Genomic DNA, 16,976 nt, shown 5'->3' on the forward strand with positions numbered 1-16,976 from the left:
GGCACAGGCGATATGACGCATCTTAGCAAGAATTATTGACGAATCAAGGGGGAAAGTGGATTGGTGGTAGGGGGGTGGTGAAGGAGATTACAAAAGTGCGCTACAACAGCTGCACTGCTACACTTTCAAAGCCAACGTCATGCCGATTCCGAGGTACGAGGGAGGCATCCCCATGATGATGGCACTAAAACGGATAAGGCACTGTATCGGTTCTCAGCTGTAGTTCATGGGGATTTCTCCGCTGCGCTGCGAAATGACGGCTGTTATGGGTGCTTTGTGCGGGCAGAGGCGGTTCTACCCAAAGCACGATCACGGCTACCCCTGCGACTAAGGAGCGAAGTGACGGCTGCTATGGGGAATTTAGCTGTTAGCCATCCTTTTTACTCCAGTGTATCAAACAAGTCCCTCCACTCCGGGTTCATCGATTCAATAAGAGCCACCTTCTTTTCCCTCCGAAGTTTTTTCACTTCCTTTTCTCTGGCAATAGCCTCCTCAATAGAATGAAATAGCTCGAAGTAGACCAACTTTACAATGTTATATCTTGATGTAAAGCTTTTTGGATAAAACTTCGTCTTGTGCTTGTGGACTCTGTCAATCAAGTCCGAGGTGACACCAGTGTAAAATACTGTGTGGTGCACGTTGGTCATGATGTAAACGGCACCTCCTTTTTCCATTAGATCAAGATAGGAAAAGATAGGAAAAGAATTAAAATACAGTGCCAGGTCAGGGGGATTCCGTTCCACGTCGGCTCCGCTGCGCTGCGAAATGACGGCTGCTATGGTGGCTTTGTGTGGGTAGCGGCAGTACTACACAAAACACGAGCACCACCACCCTTACCACACCAACGTCATCCCGATTGTGAGGAACGAGCGAGGGATTCCCCTGGAAATGGCAGTGAATCGGATTGAGGAAGGGCAATAACCCCGAGCTTCCCCAACTTTCACCCTATTCTGTTAAAGTATTTGCTAAATTGTAAGCCATGTAAAATGGGTTTGGCTATTGGCCATGCCGAATTGGTTAAAGGCAACTTAAGACAACTAAATTGAACTTTTCCACACGCTTCAGAATATACCTTAAGTCGGTCTTCATATATATCGTATCCCTTATAATATGTATAATAATTGCATCCATCTCAAAAACATACGATAACAAAGTCATAGGTTTCATATCTATTGGACTGTTTATTATTGTACTTCTGAAATTTCCATTGGATATCGGCATTAGAATTTTTAAACCACATAGCCTTATTGGATATCTAAAGATCAGTCTAATACCAACTGCGTGGTGTTTCTTAATGGTCTTAAAGGTGGATGTTAACGAATCAATTAATCATCATATGGGTGGAATAAGCGAAGGAAGGCGACTAATAGAATATTTTCTTTTTAGTATTTGGTCATTAATGTTATTATGGGAATCCTTCTATATGATCAGCAGTTGGTACTCAAATAAACGACAAAAAAAACCTAGGCCTAGCAGTCCCTAGCCAGAACGCAGGCTGGTGCGAGTTTGCAACTCGTACCTCTGAGTCTGAGCACCCAATGCCAATAAGCCCTTCCAAAAACGCTGCCAGGCCCGGAGCATTAAAGAGGTTACTATCTGCCCTTCCTCAGAGAGTAACCTCCTTTCATCGTGTTGGCCAAGCGTTGCAAGTGAGGGTGGCTATGGAAGCTGGTTATCCGGCAGTTACCTAAGAGGGATCGGAACACCGGGGTTTTGCCTTTCCCCTATCTAAAAATTTCTTACTGCACTCCCGCAACGGCTTGTCCTTTACCGAGCATCAGCCCGGGAACACAGCGGACGTTTTCCCTATTTGGATTTGGCTGCCGCATTGGTGACGGAAACTCCCTCATAAATAGCAAATTCGAACTACAGCCCTCTACCAATCACTTTACCACCTGGAACGCCATAGCCTTCAATTCCTGGCTCGATTTTGAGATGCCATATTTTGTTGCCACCTCCCTCCATTTGCCTACCGCACTTTTCACCTGCTCAATGATTTCCAATGCCCTTGCCTCATCCAGGCGAAAGTAGGTATGAACCTCCATGGCAAGACCGAGCTCCAGTGCATTGTCGTATTCGGAGATATTTAATTTCAACCCAGTTCCACTTTCGTTCGGGTTGATGTCATAGGCGGGAGATAAATGCCAACCATCATTCGACAGCAGGAAACCATGGTTTCTCAGGTGATCGTCGGTATTAGAAACACAAATACTGAAGACGATCCTTCGCCATAGCTGAGGCAGGTCTTCCTCTACATTGGCCCCATTGCTCATAAGAAAGTCTACTAACTCAAGATAACTAACGCCACTGGCTGCATCGGTGCCATCGGTGTAGCCAAGCTGTGTCATCGCCGATGTGAAATGTAATCGCCTGCCATCGTTGGTTCGATCAAATCTTTTTGTGATGAATGTGTGGTAATCGCTGGTAAATTTTCTAGCCTGGCACTCAGCCATGTGGACACCGGCTGCAACAGCAAGTTCGTAGGTGACCATTTCCCAGGCCCCCATATCGCCTTCATCGTTCTTGCTGGGGAATTTAGCAATCCACAGGTTGCTGTCAGCGTCCAAAACACTTGCTTTGGGGCGTGCCCCGCCTAACGACGACCCAGGGTTTACCAGCATGTTTAACCACTGCCGGTAGTCGGGGTGGTCGATGGCTCCCTCCTCTTCAAGTCTTAAGCTAATTTGTTCAAGCTCCCGAATGGACGTCCAGGGCGGGCTTGCCTGACGTTCATCACTATTTAAAAACGGCCCGTCTGGTTCGAGTTTGAACCTCAGTGCCCCCATTCTATGACCATCATAAACACCCAGCAGATAATCTGTTTCAAAAAGTTTGATGGGTTTTCGTTCTTGCCATCTCGCCTCCGCTGCCTCCCTTCGCTGCATGAGCACTCGCCCCCAGCGGTCCGGTGAGGAGTCCAGAAACAACCCAAAATTGAATTTACTATCATCATTCAGGTACTGAGGACCCGGATAAAGTTGCAGATCGGGGTCAAGTGTTTGTGCGAAGCCTGATGACAACCAGGTCTTATCATACTCAAAGGAGAAAATTTCTTTTCCTCTTAGCATTTCTGACGTCAACATGCCCATTAGAATTGGGCCATTCACCTCTTGCAAGTCTGCAAAAACATATATTTCTCTTTTTGCCATGGCTATTTCTTCTTCGGTGCCCGTTCTTTTGTGGTTAATTGAGCATCCTGCAATTTTCTTCCCAAAAGGTCATCTTTTGCAAGGGTTAAAAAATCGGCTTCCAGTCCCAGTACCTTCAACACATTCAGGTAGTGTCCGATACTCACGGAAGGCCTTCCTTGTTCTATAGAAATCAGTGTATTTCTTCCGATTCCTGCACGCTCTGCCACCATTTCTCCACTGAGCTTGCGTCTCAGTCTGGCCAGCTTTATTTGTTCACCAACGGTTTCAAGAATTCGACGTGTTTTAGGAAGTAAAATAGCGCTCTTCTTATCCATAATGTTTAATATAATGAACAAATATATCTATTTTAGTTTAATAAATTAAACATTAAGATTTGACAATTGAATACATGGATTGGCCGGTACAACCACCAGGGCACCGGCCCGAAAGGTAATGCTCAGCCAGGGAGCCAGCCTGTAGTTATGACGCAGTCGAACGGCAAGGTGCCGCAGGAACAAGAAAGTGAATAATACTTGTATACGGAAAAGAGGCACTGGCAACGGTGCCTCTTTTTTGGTGGGGGTGGTTCCGGCGTGTGAGACACACTCCGGAAACGGGGGTGTGAGACACACTCCAGAACGACCTGGGAGAAGCACTCCGGAACGGGACGTGAGGGTGGCGGCAGAGAAGACTACAAAAGCTTGCTCCAACAGCCGCAGCTAGTGATCCCACCATAGTAACGGCAGCGCACCGGGGCCATCCGGCAAAACTTTTGTAGTCTGAGTATATCATCCATTCTACCCGCTGCGATGCCCTCACGGGGAACAGTGAATACATTTCTTGATTGCAATCAAGCGTGACTAACAAAAATAAAGGACATCTTTGCTCAGGATGTTTTCGTAAATCACTGCAAAATTGAGTTATGAGTTTTACCAGGTTAGTTCCCAATGTCTACTATCAAGACATCAAAGACGGATTAAAAATGTTTGTTGATTGTCTTGAATTCAGTATCGGCCACGAAGAATTCAAATCAAAAGATCCGTTTTGTGTGATCAAACAGGGAGAGTTGCAAATGCTCCTTTTTGAACATAAAGAGCTGGCAAAGGAACATAACCCTGAGTTCAGGCTCGTGACGGAAAATATTGATGAAGTATACAAAAAGGTAAGCGCCTCACATCCCGAGTTTCTGCATCCAAACCTCAGCAAAGTAACGCTTCGTCCCTGGGGAGCAAAAGAATTTGCACTGAGGGATCACCAGGTATGTATCATTATTCAGCAATGGTGAAGGCATAAAAGGAATACCGGATGCAATGGGGAGCTGCTAATAGAGAGCAGACGACCGATGAGGGATTAGATCCACCAGTGTGCTTCTGCGCTGCCTATCCCATCCTGCGCTCAGGATTTGCACATGCACTATTAAAAGTATATTTTCTTGTGGGAAGAGCCCAAAGGCGGTTTTTCATCAGGTTTTTTTTCAGGTAGTCGCTACTATCTATTGCACTGGCACTGGTGCAATGCAGTCAAGTTAAGAAGTTTTTACAGTTTATCGGCTTGAATGATGCCTGTTCCACCAAGACGCTTGACCTAAGGACGTGACTATGTTCAGAAACGCTGAATAAAACCACTACTATCTGCATAAACGTTGATCATAATGATTGATACTGTGTAATAAAAATGGTAAGTTAACGAGCATTTGACCACCCTACGTCAATTTTTTGGCTAAAAATATCGGTAACAACTGTAGACCAAAGCCTAATGAAACGCATCAAAAATAACCTATTGTTAGCTACCGCATTTTTACTGTGCTGCATTCAATCCGTGTATGCGCAGGAAGACCAAACACAAGATGTAGGCTTGAATAAAAATGGGTTTTATGGAGCTGCTGGCATCGTCCCCTTCTACCTTACTGCCACAGCCTATTATGAAAGAATACTGGGGCAAAAAAAAGTTGTTACATCTTTTGTCAAAGTCGGATACGGAGTCTACTCGAGTTGGGGAGGTGGTGGACGATACGTGCTTGCCCAATACGGCATCTTAACGGGTAAGAAAAACAATCATTTCGAGCTAGGTGCAGGGCCAAATTGGTTTTTAAAAGGAGATTTTGAAGGTAGACTACCTGTGACTGCCACCATGGGTTACCGCTTCCAAAAACCGGCAGGCGATTTTATATTCAGAACGGGAGTTTCAATACCTGAATCAGTCTATATTGGTGTAGGTATCTCCCTTTAGTGCAAAAAAAGACTCACCCTCGCCAGAGTCAACGACACCACTCTCTGCCCTGAATTAAAGAGGTTACTCTCTGCGCTGCTGCAGAGAGTAACCTCTTTAATTCACCGATCACCTAAATCTTCTTTCCACATTCCAGCCAATTGAGTAGAATTAGGTTTACAACCTAAGCCAAACAGATGAACTCAATTGTTTCCAAATGCCTGACCGGCGTAGCCGCATGTCTGCTCCTCCCCCTCCTATCATTTAGCCAGGTCGACTCAAAGGTCTTTGACGACCTGTCGTACCGCTTCATTGGCCCCGAGGGCAACAGGGCCATTGCCATTGTGGGTGAGCCAGGCAACCCCATGGTTAACTACATTGGCGCTGCTTCAGGGGGTGTCTGGAAAACGGAAGACGGCGGCGTGTCCTGGGATCCCATCTTCGACGATCAGAACGTCTCGTCGATTGGTTCCCTGGCCCTGGCTCCGTCGGAACCCTCTACGGTCTGGGCAGGCACTGGCGAAACCTTCCTCATCCGTCCGGCCCACTCCATTGGCAACGGCATCTACAAATCGACCGACGCAGGCAAGTCGTGGACCAACATGGGACTAGCAAAAACCGCCCGCATTGGCCGGGTAATCGTGCATCCCACTAATCCCGACATAGTGTTTGCAGCAGCGCTGGGTCATACCTACGGCCCACAGCAAGAGCGGGGCATTTATCGCACCAAAGACGGTGGTAAGTCGTGGGTAAAAGTGCTGTTTGTGGATGAAAACACCGGCGCTGCAGACCTGAGCATGGATCCTACCAACCCCAACGTGCTCTATGCAGCCATGTGGTCGATCCATATCAATACCTGGGGCCTTCGCAGCGGCGGTGCTGGCGGTGGCATTTACAAGTCCACCGACGGTGGTGAAACCTGGAAGCCCATGAGGGAGAAAGGCTTGCCGGGAGGCAAAGACCATCCAGTCGGCAAAACGGCGGTTGCCGTAGCACCCGGCAATCCCAACAAAGTCTACGCCCTGTTCGAGGACAAAAGCCCTGCGCTGTACAGCACTGAAAACGCCGGTGAAAGCTGGACACTCGTCAGCAACCACCACGACATGGCGGAGCGGGCACCGTACTACACCCGCATAGCGGTTTCTCCTGCCAATGAAAATGAAATTTATTTCCTCAGCGTTCGCTTTGCGCAGTCGCTCGATGGTGGCAAAACGCTGGAGAAGCGCCCTCCCCGTGGTGGTGGCGACAACCACGACATGTGGATTGACCCCACCAACGCCGACCGCATGCTGGTGGCCCACGATGGCTGCGCCAGCATCAGTCTAAACCACGGCAAAACCTTCCAGCGGGTGGTGCTGCCCATTGCGCAGATGTACCACGTGGCTGTCGACAACAACGCTCCCTATTTCGTGTACGGCAACAGGCAGGATGGCTACTCTTACCGAGGGCCGAGCAACAGCTTGCAGGGCTATATCCCGCTCGGCTTGTGGCAGGGCGTGGGTGGCTGCGAAAGTGGATTTGCCAAGCCTGATCCGTTCGACAATAATATCATCTGGTCGGGCTGCTACGATGGTGGCCTGCAGCGATTTGATATGCGCACCGGGCACGCCCGTGAGGTGAGGGTGTGGCCAGAAGCCGGCTATGGCTGGAAACCCGCCGACCTGAAGTACCGCTGGCACTGGAACTTCCCGCTGAGCTTCTCTCCCCACACGCCCCACCGGGTGTACGTGGGCAGCCAGTATGTGCACCAGTCCGACGACGGTGGCCAGAGCTGGCAGCTGATCAGCCCCGACCTGACGCTGAACGACAAAACCCACCAGCAGAACTCCGGCGGCATTGCCATCGACAACCTGATGACCTTTGATGGGGCTACGCTGTTTGCCGTGGAAGAGTCGCCCATACAAAAAGACCTGATCTGGACGGGCAGCAACGACGGACAAGTGCAGCTGACACAAGACGGCGGCAAAACATGGACGAACGTGAGCAAAAACGTTCCCGTGGCTCCCTGGGGTACCATTTCCAATATCGAGCCGTCCCGCTACCATGCGGGCACCGCCTACATCACCATCGATCTGCATCAAATGGCGGATTTTGATCCGTATATCTTCAAAACGGCTGACTATGGCAAAACGTGGAAGAAGATCAGCGACGGCATTCCGAAATCCATCCTGAGCTTTGCGCACGTGGTAAAAGAAGACCCGAAGAAGCAGGGCCTGCTGTTTGCCGGCACCGACAATGGGGTGTATTACTCGCCTAACGATGGTGCAACCTGGCTGCCGCTTCAAAACAACCTGCCTCCGGCGCCCGTGTATTGGCTGGCCATTCAGGAAAACTTCGACGACCTTGTGGTGGCCACCTACGGCCGTGGGTACTATATCATGGACGACATCTCCCCCATCCGGCAGCTTTCCGAAGAGGTGCAGGCGACGGCAGTGCATGCATTTGACTTGCGCAAAGCCTACCGCTTTCAGGAGAAAGAAGCGATCAAGACCGATGGGCCTAGCCTGAACTCGGGGCAAAACCCGGCCTATGGTGTGGCTGTGAACTATTACCTGAAGGACTCTGTGGAACAGCCGGTAGTGATCACCATCCTCAACGAGCAGCAGGAAGTGATCCGCACCTTGAAAGGCAAGCAGTCGGCAGGCATCAATCGCACCATGTGGGACTTGCGCTACGAGCCCACCTTCAAGCCCAAGCTACGAACAAAGCCGGAAGGCCGACCCTGGGTAGAAATGAATGGTGAAGGCTGGCGGCCGCTGGTTACCTGGGATTTGGACTTGTGGGGTGGTCAACTTGGGCCACGGGTGGCACCAGGGCAATACTTTGTGAAGATAAAGGTAGGCGATACGGAAATCATCAAAACAGTCGACGTATTGAAAGACCCCTCCACAGAAGGCACTCAGGAGGAAATTGAGGAGCAGGTGGCGTTCTCACTACAGCTACGTGACGCCCTGAACACCGTGGTGGAAATGATCGACAGGATAGAATGGATCAGGAAGGAGCTGGAGGAGATGATCCCCACAATCAAAAACGCTAAGCTCCAGAAAGAGCTGATGGCAGTGCAGGGTCAGGCTACGGCTATTGCCGGTCAGCTCTACGACATCCATATGACTGGTGCCCGTGAGGACGCCTTCCGCACCCCAATGCAGCTCTACGGCAGGCTCTCAGCCCTGGCCAGCGACATCACAGCCAAAGGAGTGGACTTTAAGCCCACCAACCAACAGGCCGAGGTAAAAGGCGTGCTGAACGATCGCATGGTGCGGGTACAAACAGAATTCCAAACCCTGCTAGACAAGCAAGTGACCCAACTCAACGACAAGCTGATTAATGAGAATGCGAAGATTGATATAGAGGGGAAGAAGTGAAGGGGCTGGATGTGTTGTGGTGGCAATCCGCCGGTGCGGTGCAGCCAAAGCCATCGCTGGATCACAGCTACAGCCACAATAACAACGTCATGCCGATGCTGAGCATCCGCAATTTGGCGAAATGAAATGGAGCCAAGTGAAGGTGCGAAGGAGGCATCCCCAAGACCTGGCACCGAACCTCTAAAGAACACTGCCATCATCTGGGAGATCTCTCCCTCGTACCTCGGTTCGAGATGACGATGTCTTTGGTGGCTTTAGCTGTTAAGCAGCCTTTTAGAGCAGAAGTGCATGCACATCTGCCCTCTCCACACCAACGTCAAACCGATGGCGACGAAGGAGCGAATGACGGCATGTTATGCAGGCCTTATCTGTGCAGCAAATACCGGTCAGCCATTAAATTTTGATCGGATACCTTTCCAGACCTTCTCAATTTTATAGTTCCTGTAGTAACCAAAGTATCCAAAATAGAAAACATTGATCATCCACTGCGGCATGCCTGGCAGAGTGTAGTACCCGGCGGGGTAAGATTTTAATCCCAGCTTTGAGAGGTATTCTTCAATTTTCATTTTTCCGTGGTGCTTGATACGCCCGCTGGTGATGTGGCCAATCAGTCCTGTGTCATTCTCTGGATCGAGAATGACCTCATATTTATTGTTTGGTATTGGAAACACTGACATGTACCCCGGACTCCCCTGCTCCTCTCTCACCTGCTCATACGCCCGAAGGTATTTTTCCTTATCCGAAAAATTTCTCACCCAATGCTCCTTAATGGCCATCATTTGGCTCCAATGCTGAAGTGCTTTTCTGGAAAGAGTCCGATGAACAATCATAAACCCCGTGTGAATGTTGAGTTTCCTTTCAGGGTGCTGCTCGTCGGGGAATCGGTTGACCCTGAACTTAACTCCCTCGGCGTCCCAGCCTGAAGCAGCAAAATGCAGCAAGTCAGCCAGCCCCTCCTCTCTCAGAAAAATAGCGTCTGCATCAATGTAGATAAGAATGTCTATTTCCGGATCATCAATCAAATTGAATACTTCGGCCTTCAGCGACTTAGCTTTTGGTCGCTTCATGGGCGAAATAAACCTTGGCACCCAAACAGGCACTCCTACTACACTTTGTTTTAAGAAGCCGACTGGAGAATCTATTTTCCTGGAGAAGCTCTCTACGGCTATCAACTCGATATTGTCCGAGCCTGCATTTTTCCTAATGCCATTGATATCGTGGCAGCCAGGCGAATCTGTAATCAAAAACGACGGCCCGGTGTATTTTGCTATTCTGTACAGCGACTCAAGACACGCTTCTGCCTTGCAGGTTCGGGAAAATGGGCCAGTGGCAATGGTTACAAAAGCTATATTATTCATTTGGGGGCCTACGGTGCAAAAGATTATGACTTCAAATATGTCAAAGATCGGTCACTTTACTTGGGTTAACTGAGATAATGTGCTTTAAAATGATCTGTATGGCGAATAGGCTTTCTTATACCAAATTCACGAAGTGAGCGAGGGGTTGGAGGCGACTTTGTCTTTTGGAGGGCGGTTCCGGCATGTGAGACACACTCCGGAACGGGATATGACGGTGGCTGCGAAGGAAACTACAAAAGTTTGCCCCAACAGCCGAAGCTTATAGCCAAACAGTAGCAAGCAACCGCAGCGTACCTGGACTGTCCAGCAAAACTTTTGTAGTCTGTGTAGATCAGACCACGTCGGCTTTGCTTCGAAACGCATTAAAGAGGTTACTATTTGTGGAGGCGCAGATAGTAACCTCTTTAATTGCTTCTGTAGATAGTGTTTCTTTAAGCACGTCGGCTCCTAAAGGAAGCGTCGGCGTGGTATGGAGGCTTTGGCTGTAAGGAAGCTTATTACTTTTCGTCCAGCTTTCTCAGCGCTGTAGTATTACTCGCCTCATGGAGCTTCAAAACCTCCTCATCAGTCAGCGCCCTATCAAACACCGCCAGGCCTCCGAAATAGCCAATGGTCGCTTCTCCCAGCATGGAGCCTACAGCGTACCGTGCCCCCACTGTGAAGTCGGAGCCACCGCCAGGTTTGGTTTCGCCATGGATTTCAGGGTCGTAGCAAAAAATGCCTCGCCCGTGGTAATAGGGGTTCATCCCTCTGTTGCCGCCACCAAGGCCTTCCTGCATGAAATAGGGATCGTCTCGTTTATCATTAACAGGGTCGGGCGCTCTCTCATCAAGTATCCCATCGATATAAGCTTTGATAAACTCACCGTCATAGGTAAAGGCCAGCGTACACCAGCGCTCCTCGGGCACTTCCTGTTTGGTAGCTGCATAGTCGGCGCACCAGGGGAACTTTGTGCTGTCGGCCCGCATGGTTACGCCGCCCTCGGCAGAGATGTGTGGCACGAGTTGTTTCGGGCCTCCATAAGTAGGCATATTCATGAGCATGGCATACTGGCGGGTGCCGGTGTCGTCGTCCTTTCCTTTGCCCTCACTCCACATGCCGGCAATGCTGCGACTTTGCCTGAGGTCGTAGATTTTCACCACGGCAAACATCGACACCTGCGCATCGGGGCCACAGATATTCAAGTCACCCGTTTGATTGTAAGGAATGCTCATGTACTGTTTCCCATCGAGGTAAGCAGAGTGGCCTGAAAAAGGCCCCACATCAGCCCGGGCAATGGGCCCGCCCACTTCCGATAGCGAGTGTGTTTGGCTTCCTCCCACCGACACCCGTTGCTGCCCGGCTTCTTCGCCGAAAGTCCAGAAGGCAACGAGGTTGGGAGTGTTGAGAAATGCAGAGGTGTCGCCAACGGGGCCGTTTGTGCAGCCAAAGAGTACCAAACTGAGGACAAAAGCGGCAGGTATTTTTGTGAGCATATTGTGATAGAGTTTTTTTAAAGGTTGTTTTTTCTGTAAAATAGCACGCACCGGATACAAATCCCAGAAAACCACCAAACATGGGCTCCTGAATCAATCCTATACCGCAAAGCGATATCACATTTTAAAGTTTGCAAGTCTTTTTATAGATTACCTTCCACTGCATTGGCCATCCCGGTAAACTATCATCCGGATGATCGATTCGGTGGCAAACTGCTTACCACACCCATACCTGCTCCACGGAATGAGCCCACTCGTAATAGTACTTATTGGCATCGCTGTCGTCCTCTTCTGCATCATTGTCTTGCGTTTGCATGCCCTGCTCTCTCTACTTCTGGCTGCACTTGTCACCGGCATCCTCACGTCTCAGGCCCAAATTTACGACTACGCCGTCCACAGCAATATGAGTGATGCCAGTGCCCTGGCGCTATCTGTGCAAACCATTGGCAGCCGCCTCTCCAATGCCTTTGGCAATACGGTAGGCAAAATCGGCATCCTTATTCTGCTGGCCTCCATTATCGGTGCCGCTCTCATGAAAAGCGGCGGCGCTGAGCGCATCATCCGCAGTCTTATGAATGTCATTGGACAGAAAAATGCTTCGATGGCTTTTCTTTCAGGAAGCTTTGTCCTGGGGATTCCTGTTTTTTTCGACACCGTCTTTTACCTGATGATTCCGCTTGTGAAGTCGATGGGCATTCGAAATCCGAAGCAGTTCAGCCTTTACCTGATGTGTGCCATTGCTGGTGGTGTAATGGCCCACTCGCTGGTGCCTCCCACCCCGGGGCCGCTGTATGTGGCAAAAGAACTGGGTGTGGACATTGGCGTGATGATGATCGCCGGTCTGACTATCGGCGCTATTACTGTCATCTGCGGCTACTTGTATGCCTTGTGGGCCAACAAAAAATGGGACTTGCCTATGAGGAGCACGGCAGATATGCCTGTGGAGGATTTGAAGGCGACGTCAGAAATTGAGGACAAGAATCTACCAGGGTTGGCCATATCGTTGCTGCCTATCCTGCTACCTATTTTACTCATCACAGGCAATACCTTCCTCGGAATGACGATTGATCTGGACGCTGAAGGCACCAGCGAATTTCAGCTTTTCCTGCTACACACATTCAAAATCATCGGCGACAGCAACATCGCCCTGTTCATTTCTGCTACCATAGCGCTGTCTTTGATGTGGGTGAGGCTAAAAGATGCCAAGCTGTTTCAAAAAAATGTCTCAGAGTCTCTGATGAGTGCTGGCATGATCATTTTGATTACCAGCGCTGGCGGCACCTTTGGCCAGATGCTACAGCAAACAGGCATTGGCGTACAAATCGGTGAGCTGGCAGGAGGCTCTCAAGCTGCTATTTTGCCTCTGGCTTTTCTCATCGCCGTGGTGGTAAGAACTGCGCAAGGCTCGGCCACCGTTGCCATGGTAACAGCCGTGGGCGTGATGAATGGGTTTGGCAGTGCGCATGGGTTTGGCTTTCATCCGGTGTACCTTGCGATAGTGATTGGCTGTGGCTCCAAAATATTCCCGTGGATGAACGATAGTGCTTTCTGGATCATTACTAAAATGGCAGGCATGGAAGAGAAAGAAACGATCCGGTTTTTCTCCTATTTGCTGACCGTTATGGGCTTGGCCGGTTTTGTAGCCGTTATGATCTTGTCTTACCTTTTTCCATTCACATGACCATGAGTGCTCCAGATAATATAGTCATCAAAACGAGCCCGACCGACAACGTAGGCATTGTCTCAAGCCCCTCTGGCCTGGAGAAAGGCGCCCCTCTTCCAGAAGGAATCGTGACTACCCAAAGCATTCCCATGGGGCATAAAGTAGCGCTTGCAAACATCAACGCTGGCGATCCAGTGATCCGTTACGGACAGGAGATCGGCTATGCAAAGTCGCTTCTACTGGCTGGAAGCTGGGTGAATGAGACGAATATTGAGATGCCAAAGCCACCAGACCTGGACGATATTCATTTCTCACCGCACCCGGTGCCAAAAGTGGAGCCATTGACAGGTTATACTTTTCAGGGATTCAAAAACGCAGACGGCACTGTGGGTACCAAAAATGTGCTGGGCATCACCATCAGTGTGCAGTGTGTGGCCGGTATGACCAACTACATCACCAGCAAAATCAAAAAAGAGTTGCTTCCTCTCTACCCCAACGTTGACGACGTAGTCACCTTCAATCACAACTACGGGTGCGGCATCGCCATTGACGCTCCTGCAGCCATGATTCCGATAAGAACGATCAGACACATTGCACAAAATCCGAACTTCGGCGATGAAGTGATGATTGTAGGGCTTGGTTGTGAAAAGCTGAGGCCGGAAAGACTGTTGTCCGACAACGGTGACCAAAGCTCTATTCTCTATCTACAGGACGAGGCTTTCACCGGCTTTCAAGAAATGGTAGATGGTATTATGGACATGGCAGAAAAGCAATTGAAGAAACTGAACCAACGTAAGCGGGAAACATGCCCTGCTTCTGACCTCGTAGTGGGCATGCAGTGTGGCGGCAGCGACGCTTTCTCGGGCCTGACGGGCAACCCTGCGGCGGGCTTTGCTTCCGACCTCATTGTAAGAGCCGGAGGAACGGTGATGTTCTCCGAAGTCACGGAAGTACGTGACGCCATTCACCTGCTGATGCCCAGGGCGGTGAACGAAGAGGTAGCCGCAGCGCTGAAGAAGGAAATGAAGTGGTACGACGACTATCTGCGGGCCGGTCAGGCGGATCGAAGTGCCAATACGTCGCCGGGCAACAAGCGGGGTGGGCTGAGCAATATCGTAGAAAAAGCGCTGGGCTCCATTGCCAAATCTGGCACCAGCCCCATAGTGGACGTGGTGGCACCGGGAGAAAAGATCAGAACCAAAGGGCTGAACTTTGTAGCAACTCCTGCCAGCGACTTCGTGTGCGGCACGCTCCAGCTGGCAGCGGGCATGAATATGCACGTTTTTATTACCGGCCGTGGCACGCCTTACGGTTTGTCAATGGTGCCGGTGATCAAGGTCAGCTCCAACTCCAGGCTCAATGACCGCTGGTTCGACCTGATCGACTTTAACGCTGGCCCGATTGCCTTTGGCGAAAAAACCATTGAGGAAATGGGCTGGGAGCTGTTTCACTTGATATTGGAAGTCGCCAGCGGCACCAAAAAAGTAGCCACTGACAAGCTTGGGCTTTATAATGACTTGGTGCTGTTCAATCCAGGGCCTTTGACGTAAATCGCTGCAGTCTTTTGCCCTAAGTTCTAAGCAAATCCAATCTAAAACAATCAGAACCAAAATCTTGGAGGTAAAGAAAGGCACTGTTTTGGGTACCGCCCACCCAGGAGGGCCGGGCGAAAAATGGTGGCCGGTTGAGCGTTTTCGGGCCGTGCGTTAATTTTTCTATGATTTTTGCCTACTTTTCATCCCGGCGGGGACCGAAAGGAAAAGTAACAGCCCGTCCGGCTCAAGGACAAAAATCTTGCTTTGACTAAAAAATACTGAACCACAAACGTGCTCGGAAAGACTCAAAAAACCGAAATTCTACTGACCATTAAACCACACCTATGTCACTTACCCTCACCCAAATAAAAGCCTCCCTTGAAGACGGCCTCCTCTCCTTCCCTATCACCGATATGGACGAAAAAGGCCAGTTCAATCCCACTACCTACGCCTCTCGTCTTGAGTGGTTCGTTACCCACAAAGTCTCGTCGATCTTTGTCGCCGGCGGAACAGGTGAGTTCTTCTCGCTTTCGGAGCAGGAGTACAAAAAAATCGTGGAAGTAACGGCTGAAACTGTTCAGGCAAGGGTGCCGATGATCTCCAGCGTTGGTCGCAGCATTCCGGAAGCCATTGCCTTTGCCAAAATCGCCGAAAAAGCTGGCATGAGCGCCTTGCTGCTGATGCCTCCCTACCTCACCGAGTGCCCGAAAGACGGTACCTATGAGTACGCCAAGGCTATTATGGACAACACCAGCTTGCCAGTGATTTACTACAACCGGGCCAACGGGGTGCTTTCGGCAGATTATATTCAGAAGCTGGCCGACAACTGCGATAACTTTATCGGGCTCAAGGATGGCACCGGCAACATGCAGGAACTGAACGACACCATCAAATCGGTGGGTAGCCGCTTGTCGTACATCGGTGGCGTGCCCACAGCCGAGATCATTGCTGAGGCATATTTGTCGATTGGCGTGAATACCTACTCGTCGGCAGTATTCAATTTCGTGCCGGAACTGGCCAATCTCTTTTACAAAAGTCTGCGAGCGGGTGACAAAGAAACAGTTGCCAAAATCACGAGGGAATTCTACATTCCATTCGTAAGGCTCCGGTCGAAAAAGAACGGCTATGCAGTGAGTTTGATCAAGGCCGGTGCCAAGCTCATCGGCCGAAGTGCTGGTGATGTAAGAGCGCCACTAATGATGCCCACTGCCGATGAAGTAAAGACACTTGAGAGCATCATTAAGCACTCGGCGCATTTATCCTGAAAAGACACAAAAGAATGAACAAAAACTTCGTCTTCACTCTCACCTTCATATTCAGCTTCATCTGGTCGGTTAGTCAGGCGCAAACGGAAGTATTGTACAAGCAAGTCGATACCACCAGGCTATACCTGGTGGTACTCACTCCGCCTGGCTTCACCACCTCAAAAACTTACCCAGCCATGGTTTTCTTCTTTGGCGGCGGTTGGAGAAGTGGCAACAGATACCATCTCGAAAATCAGGCGAAATATTTGGCGAAAAGGGGCATGGTCTGTTTTTTGGCCGACTATAGAACAGAAAACAAAAATGGCACTACGCCATTTGAAGCACTAAAAGATGCCAAATCGGCCATGAGGTTTGTGAGAAAAAACGCCAGTCGATTTAGCATAGACCCGAACAAAATAGTAGCTGGCGGCGGCTCAGCCGGGGGGCATCTGGCAGCAGCAACTGCTTTGACTGATAAACACAAATACAATGAAGATTCCGATGATTTGTCTGTCAGCTGTGTGCCGAATGCGCTGGTGCTCTACAATCCTGTGATTGACAGTGGGCCCGGTGCCTATGGCTATGTGAGAGTGAAGGATCAATACAAAGATTTCTCCCCCTTGCACAACATCAAGGAAGGAGCGCCTCCTACTATTTTTCTATTGGGCACCAACGACAACCTTGTGCCAGTTGTAACTGCTGAGTACTTCAAAATGGCCATGGAAAAAATGGGGAACACCTGTGAGTTGATTTTGTACGAAGGTCAGGGACACGGCTTTTTCAACTACACGAATTTTGAATATTATAAAAAGACCCTGGAAGCAAGCGACGTTTTTTTGCAGTCGCTGGGATATCTAGATTCGGAACCAACAGTAGTCATCGAGTAGGCATCAACCGCAAATCGGCCATCCTTTGCAATAGGCGACGTCCATTGGAGATTGCCATTGACCGCCACCGTAAAAGCACATGGATTTAGACGTTTAAAGAGCTACTTTCA

General features: G+C 49.8%; 12 protein-coding genes. 7 read left to right on the forward strand and 5 right to left on the reverse strand.

The window, feature by feature from the left end:
• Positions 1 to 380: 380 nt before the first annotated feature.
• From RIG68_RS07525 to RIG68_RS07535, 3 genes are all read right to left on the reverse strand, one after another.
• On the reverse strand, positions 381 to 674 hold the full coding sequence (locus RIG68_RS07525; protein ID WP_350120605.1) for a GIY-YIG nuclease family protein: 294 nt from the start codon (positions 672 to 674) through the stop codon (positions 381 to 383).
• A gap of 1,209 nt (positions 675 to 1,883) precedes the next feature.
• The gene (locus RIG68_RS07530; protein WP_350120608.1) at positions 1,884 to 3,149 is read right to left on the reverse strand and encodes a type II toxin-antitoxin system HipA family toxin; all 1,266 of its coding nucleotides are present in this window, start codon (positions 3,147 to 3,149) and stop codon (positions 1,884 to 1,886) included.
• 2 nt (positions 3,150 to 3,151) lie between these two features.
• Positions 3,152 to 3,466: a helix-turn-helix domain-containing protein gene (locus tag RIG68_RS07535; RefSeq protein ID WP_151999294.1), complete on the reverse strand. Its 315-nt coding sequence runs from the start codon at positions 3,464 to 3,466 to the stop codon at positions 3,152 to 3,154.
• Positions 3,467 to 4,053: 587 nt separating this feature from the next.
• On the opposite strand from RIG68_RS07535, the gene RIG68_RS07540 reads away from it, so the two are divergent.
• From RIG68_RS07540 to RIG68_RS07550, 3 genes are all read left to right on the forward strand, one after another.
• Positions 4,054 to 4,416: a VOC family protein gene (locus RIG68_RS07540; protein ID WP_350120610.1), complete on the forward strand. Its 363-nt coding sequence runs from the start codon at positions 4,054 to 4,056 to the stop codon at positions 4,414 to 4,416.
• A gap of 470 nt (positions 4,417 to 4,886) precedes the next feature.
• Entirely contained in the window at positions 4,887 to 5,360 is a 474-nt protein-coding gene (locus RIG68_RS07545) for a hypothetical protein (protein ID WP_350120613.1), read from the forward strand.
• Positions 5,361 to 5,536: 176 nt separating this feature from the next.
• The gene (locus RIG68_RS07550) at positions 5,537 to 8,704 is read left to right on the forward strand and encodes a WD40/YVTN/BNR-like repeat-containing protein (RefSeq protein WP_350120616.1); all 3,168 of its coding nucleotides are present in this window, start codon (positions 5,537 to 5,539) and stop codon (positions 8,702 to 8,704) included.
• Positions 8,705 to 9,090: 386 nt separating this feature from the next.
• Here the strand turns inward: RIG68_RS07550 and RIG68_RS07555 are convergent, their stop codons facing one another.
• Both RIG68_RS07555 and RIG68_RS07560 read right to left on the reverse strand, forming a co-directional pair.
• A complete protein-coding gene (locus tag RIG68_RS07555) occupies positions 9,091 to 10,062 on the reverse strand; it encodes a hypothetical protein (RefSeq protein WP_350120618.1) in 972 nt (323 codons plus the stop codon).
• Between the two features lie 497 nt (positions 10,063 to 10,559).
• Positions 10,560 to 11,537, reverse strand: coding sequence for a LamG-like jellyroll fold domain-containing protein (locus tag RIG68_RS07560; RefSeq protein WP_350120621.1), 978 nt, complete (start codon positions 11,535 to 11,537; stop codon positions 10,560 to 10,562).
• Positions 11,538 to 11,781: 244 nt separating this feature from the next.
• Here RIG68_RS07560 and RIG68_RS07565 point away from each other — a divergent pair, with 244 nt between their 5' ends.
• The 4 genes from RIG68_RS07565 (at position 11,782) to RIG68_RS07580 (ending at position 16,866) form a co-directional block, all read left to right on the forward strand.
• Positions 11,782 to 13,218, forward strand: a complete 1,437-nt coding sequence (locus tag RIG68_RS07565) for a GntP family permease (RefSeq protein ID WP_350120624.1) — start codon at positions 11,782 to 11,784, stop codon at positions 13,216 to 13,218.
• A 2-nt stretch (positions 13,219 to 13,220) separates the two neighbouring features.
• Positions 13,221 to 14,750, forward strand: coding sequence for a galactarate dehydratase (gene garD, locus RIG68_RS07570; RefSeq protein ID WP_350120627.1), 1,530 nt, complete (start codon positions 13,221 to 13,223; stop codon positions 14,748 to 14,750).
• A gap of 329 nt (positions 14,751 to 15,079) precedes the next feature.
• Positions 15,080 to 16,000: a 5-dehydro-4-deoxyglucarate dehydratase gene (locus RIG68_RS07575; protein WP_350120629.1), complete on the forward strand. Its 921-nt coding sequence runs from the start codon at positions 15,080 to 15,082 to the stop codon at positions 15,998 to 16,000.
• A gap of 14 nt (positions 16,001 to 16,014) precedes the next feature.
• Positions 16,015 to 16,866, forward strand: a complete 852-nt coding sequence (locus RIG68_RS07580; protein ID WP_350120632.1) for an alpha/beta hydrolase — start codon at positions 16,015 to 16,017, stop codon at positions 16,864 to 16,866.
• Positions 16,867 to 16,976: the final 110 nt, after the last annotated feature.

Source organism: Imperialibacter sp. (assembly GCF_040222385.1).
Lineage (GTDB): Bacteria > Bacteroidota > Bacteroidia > Cytophagales > Cyclobacteriaceae > Imperialibacter.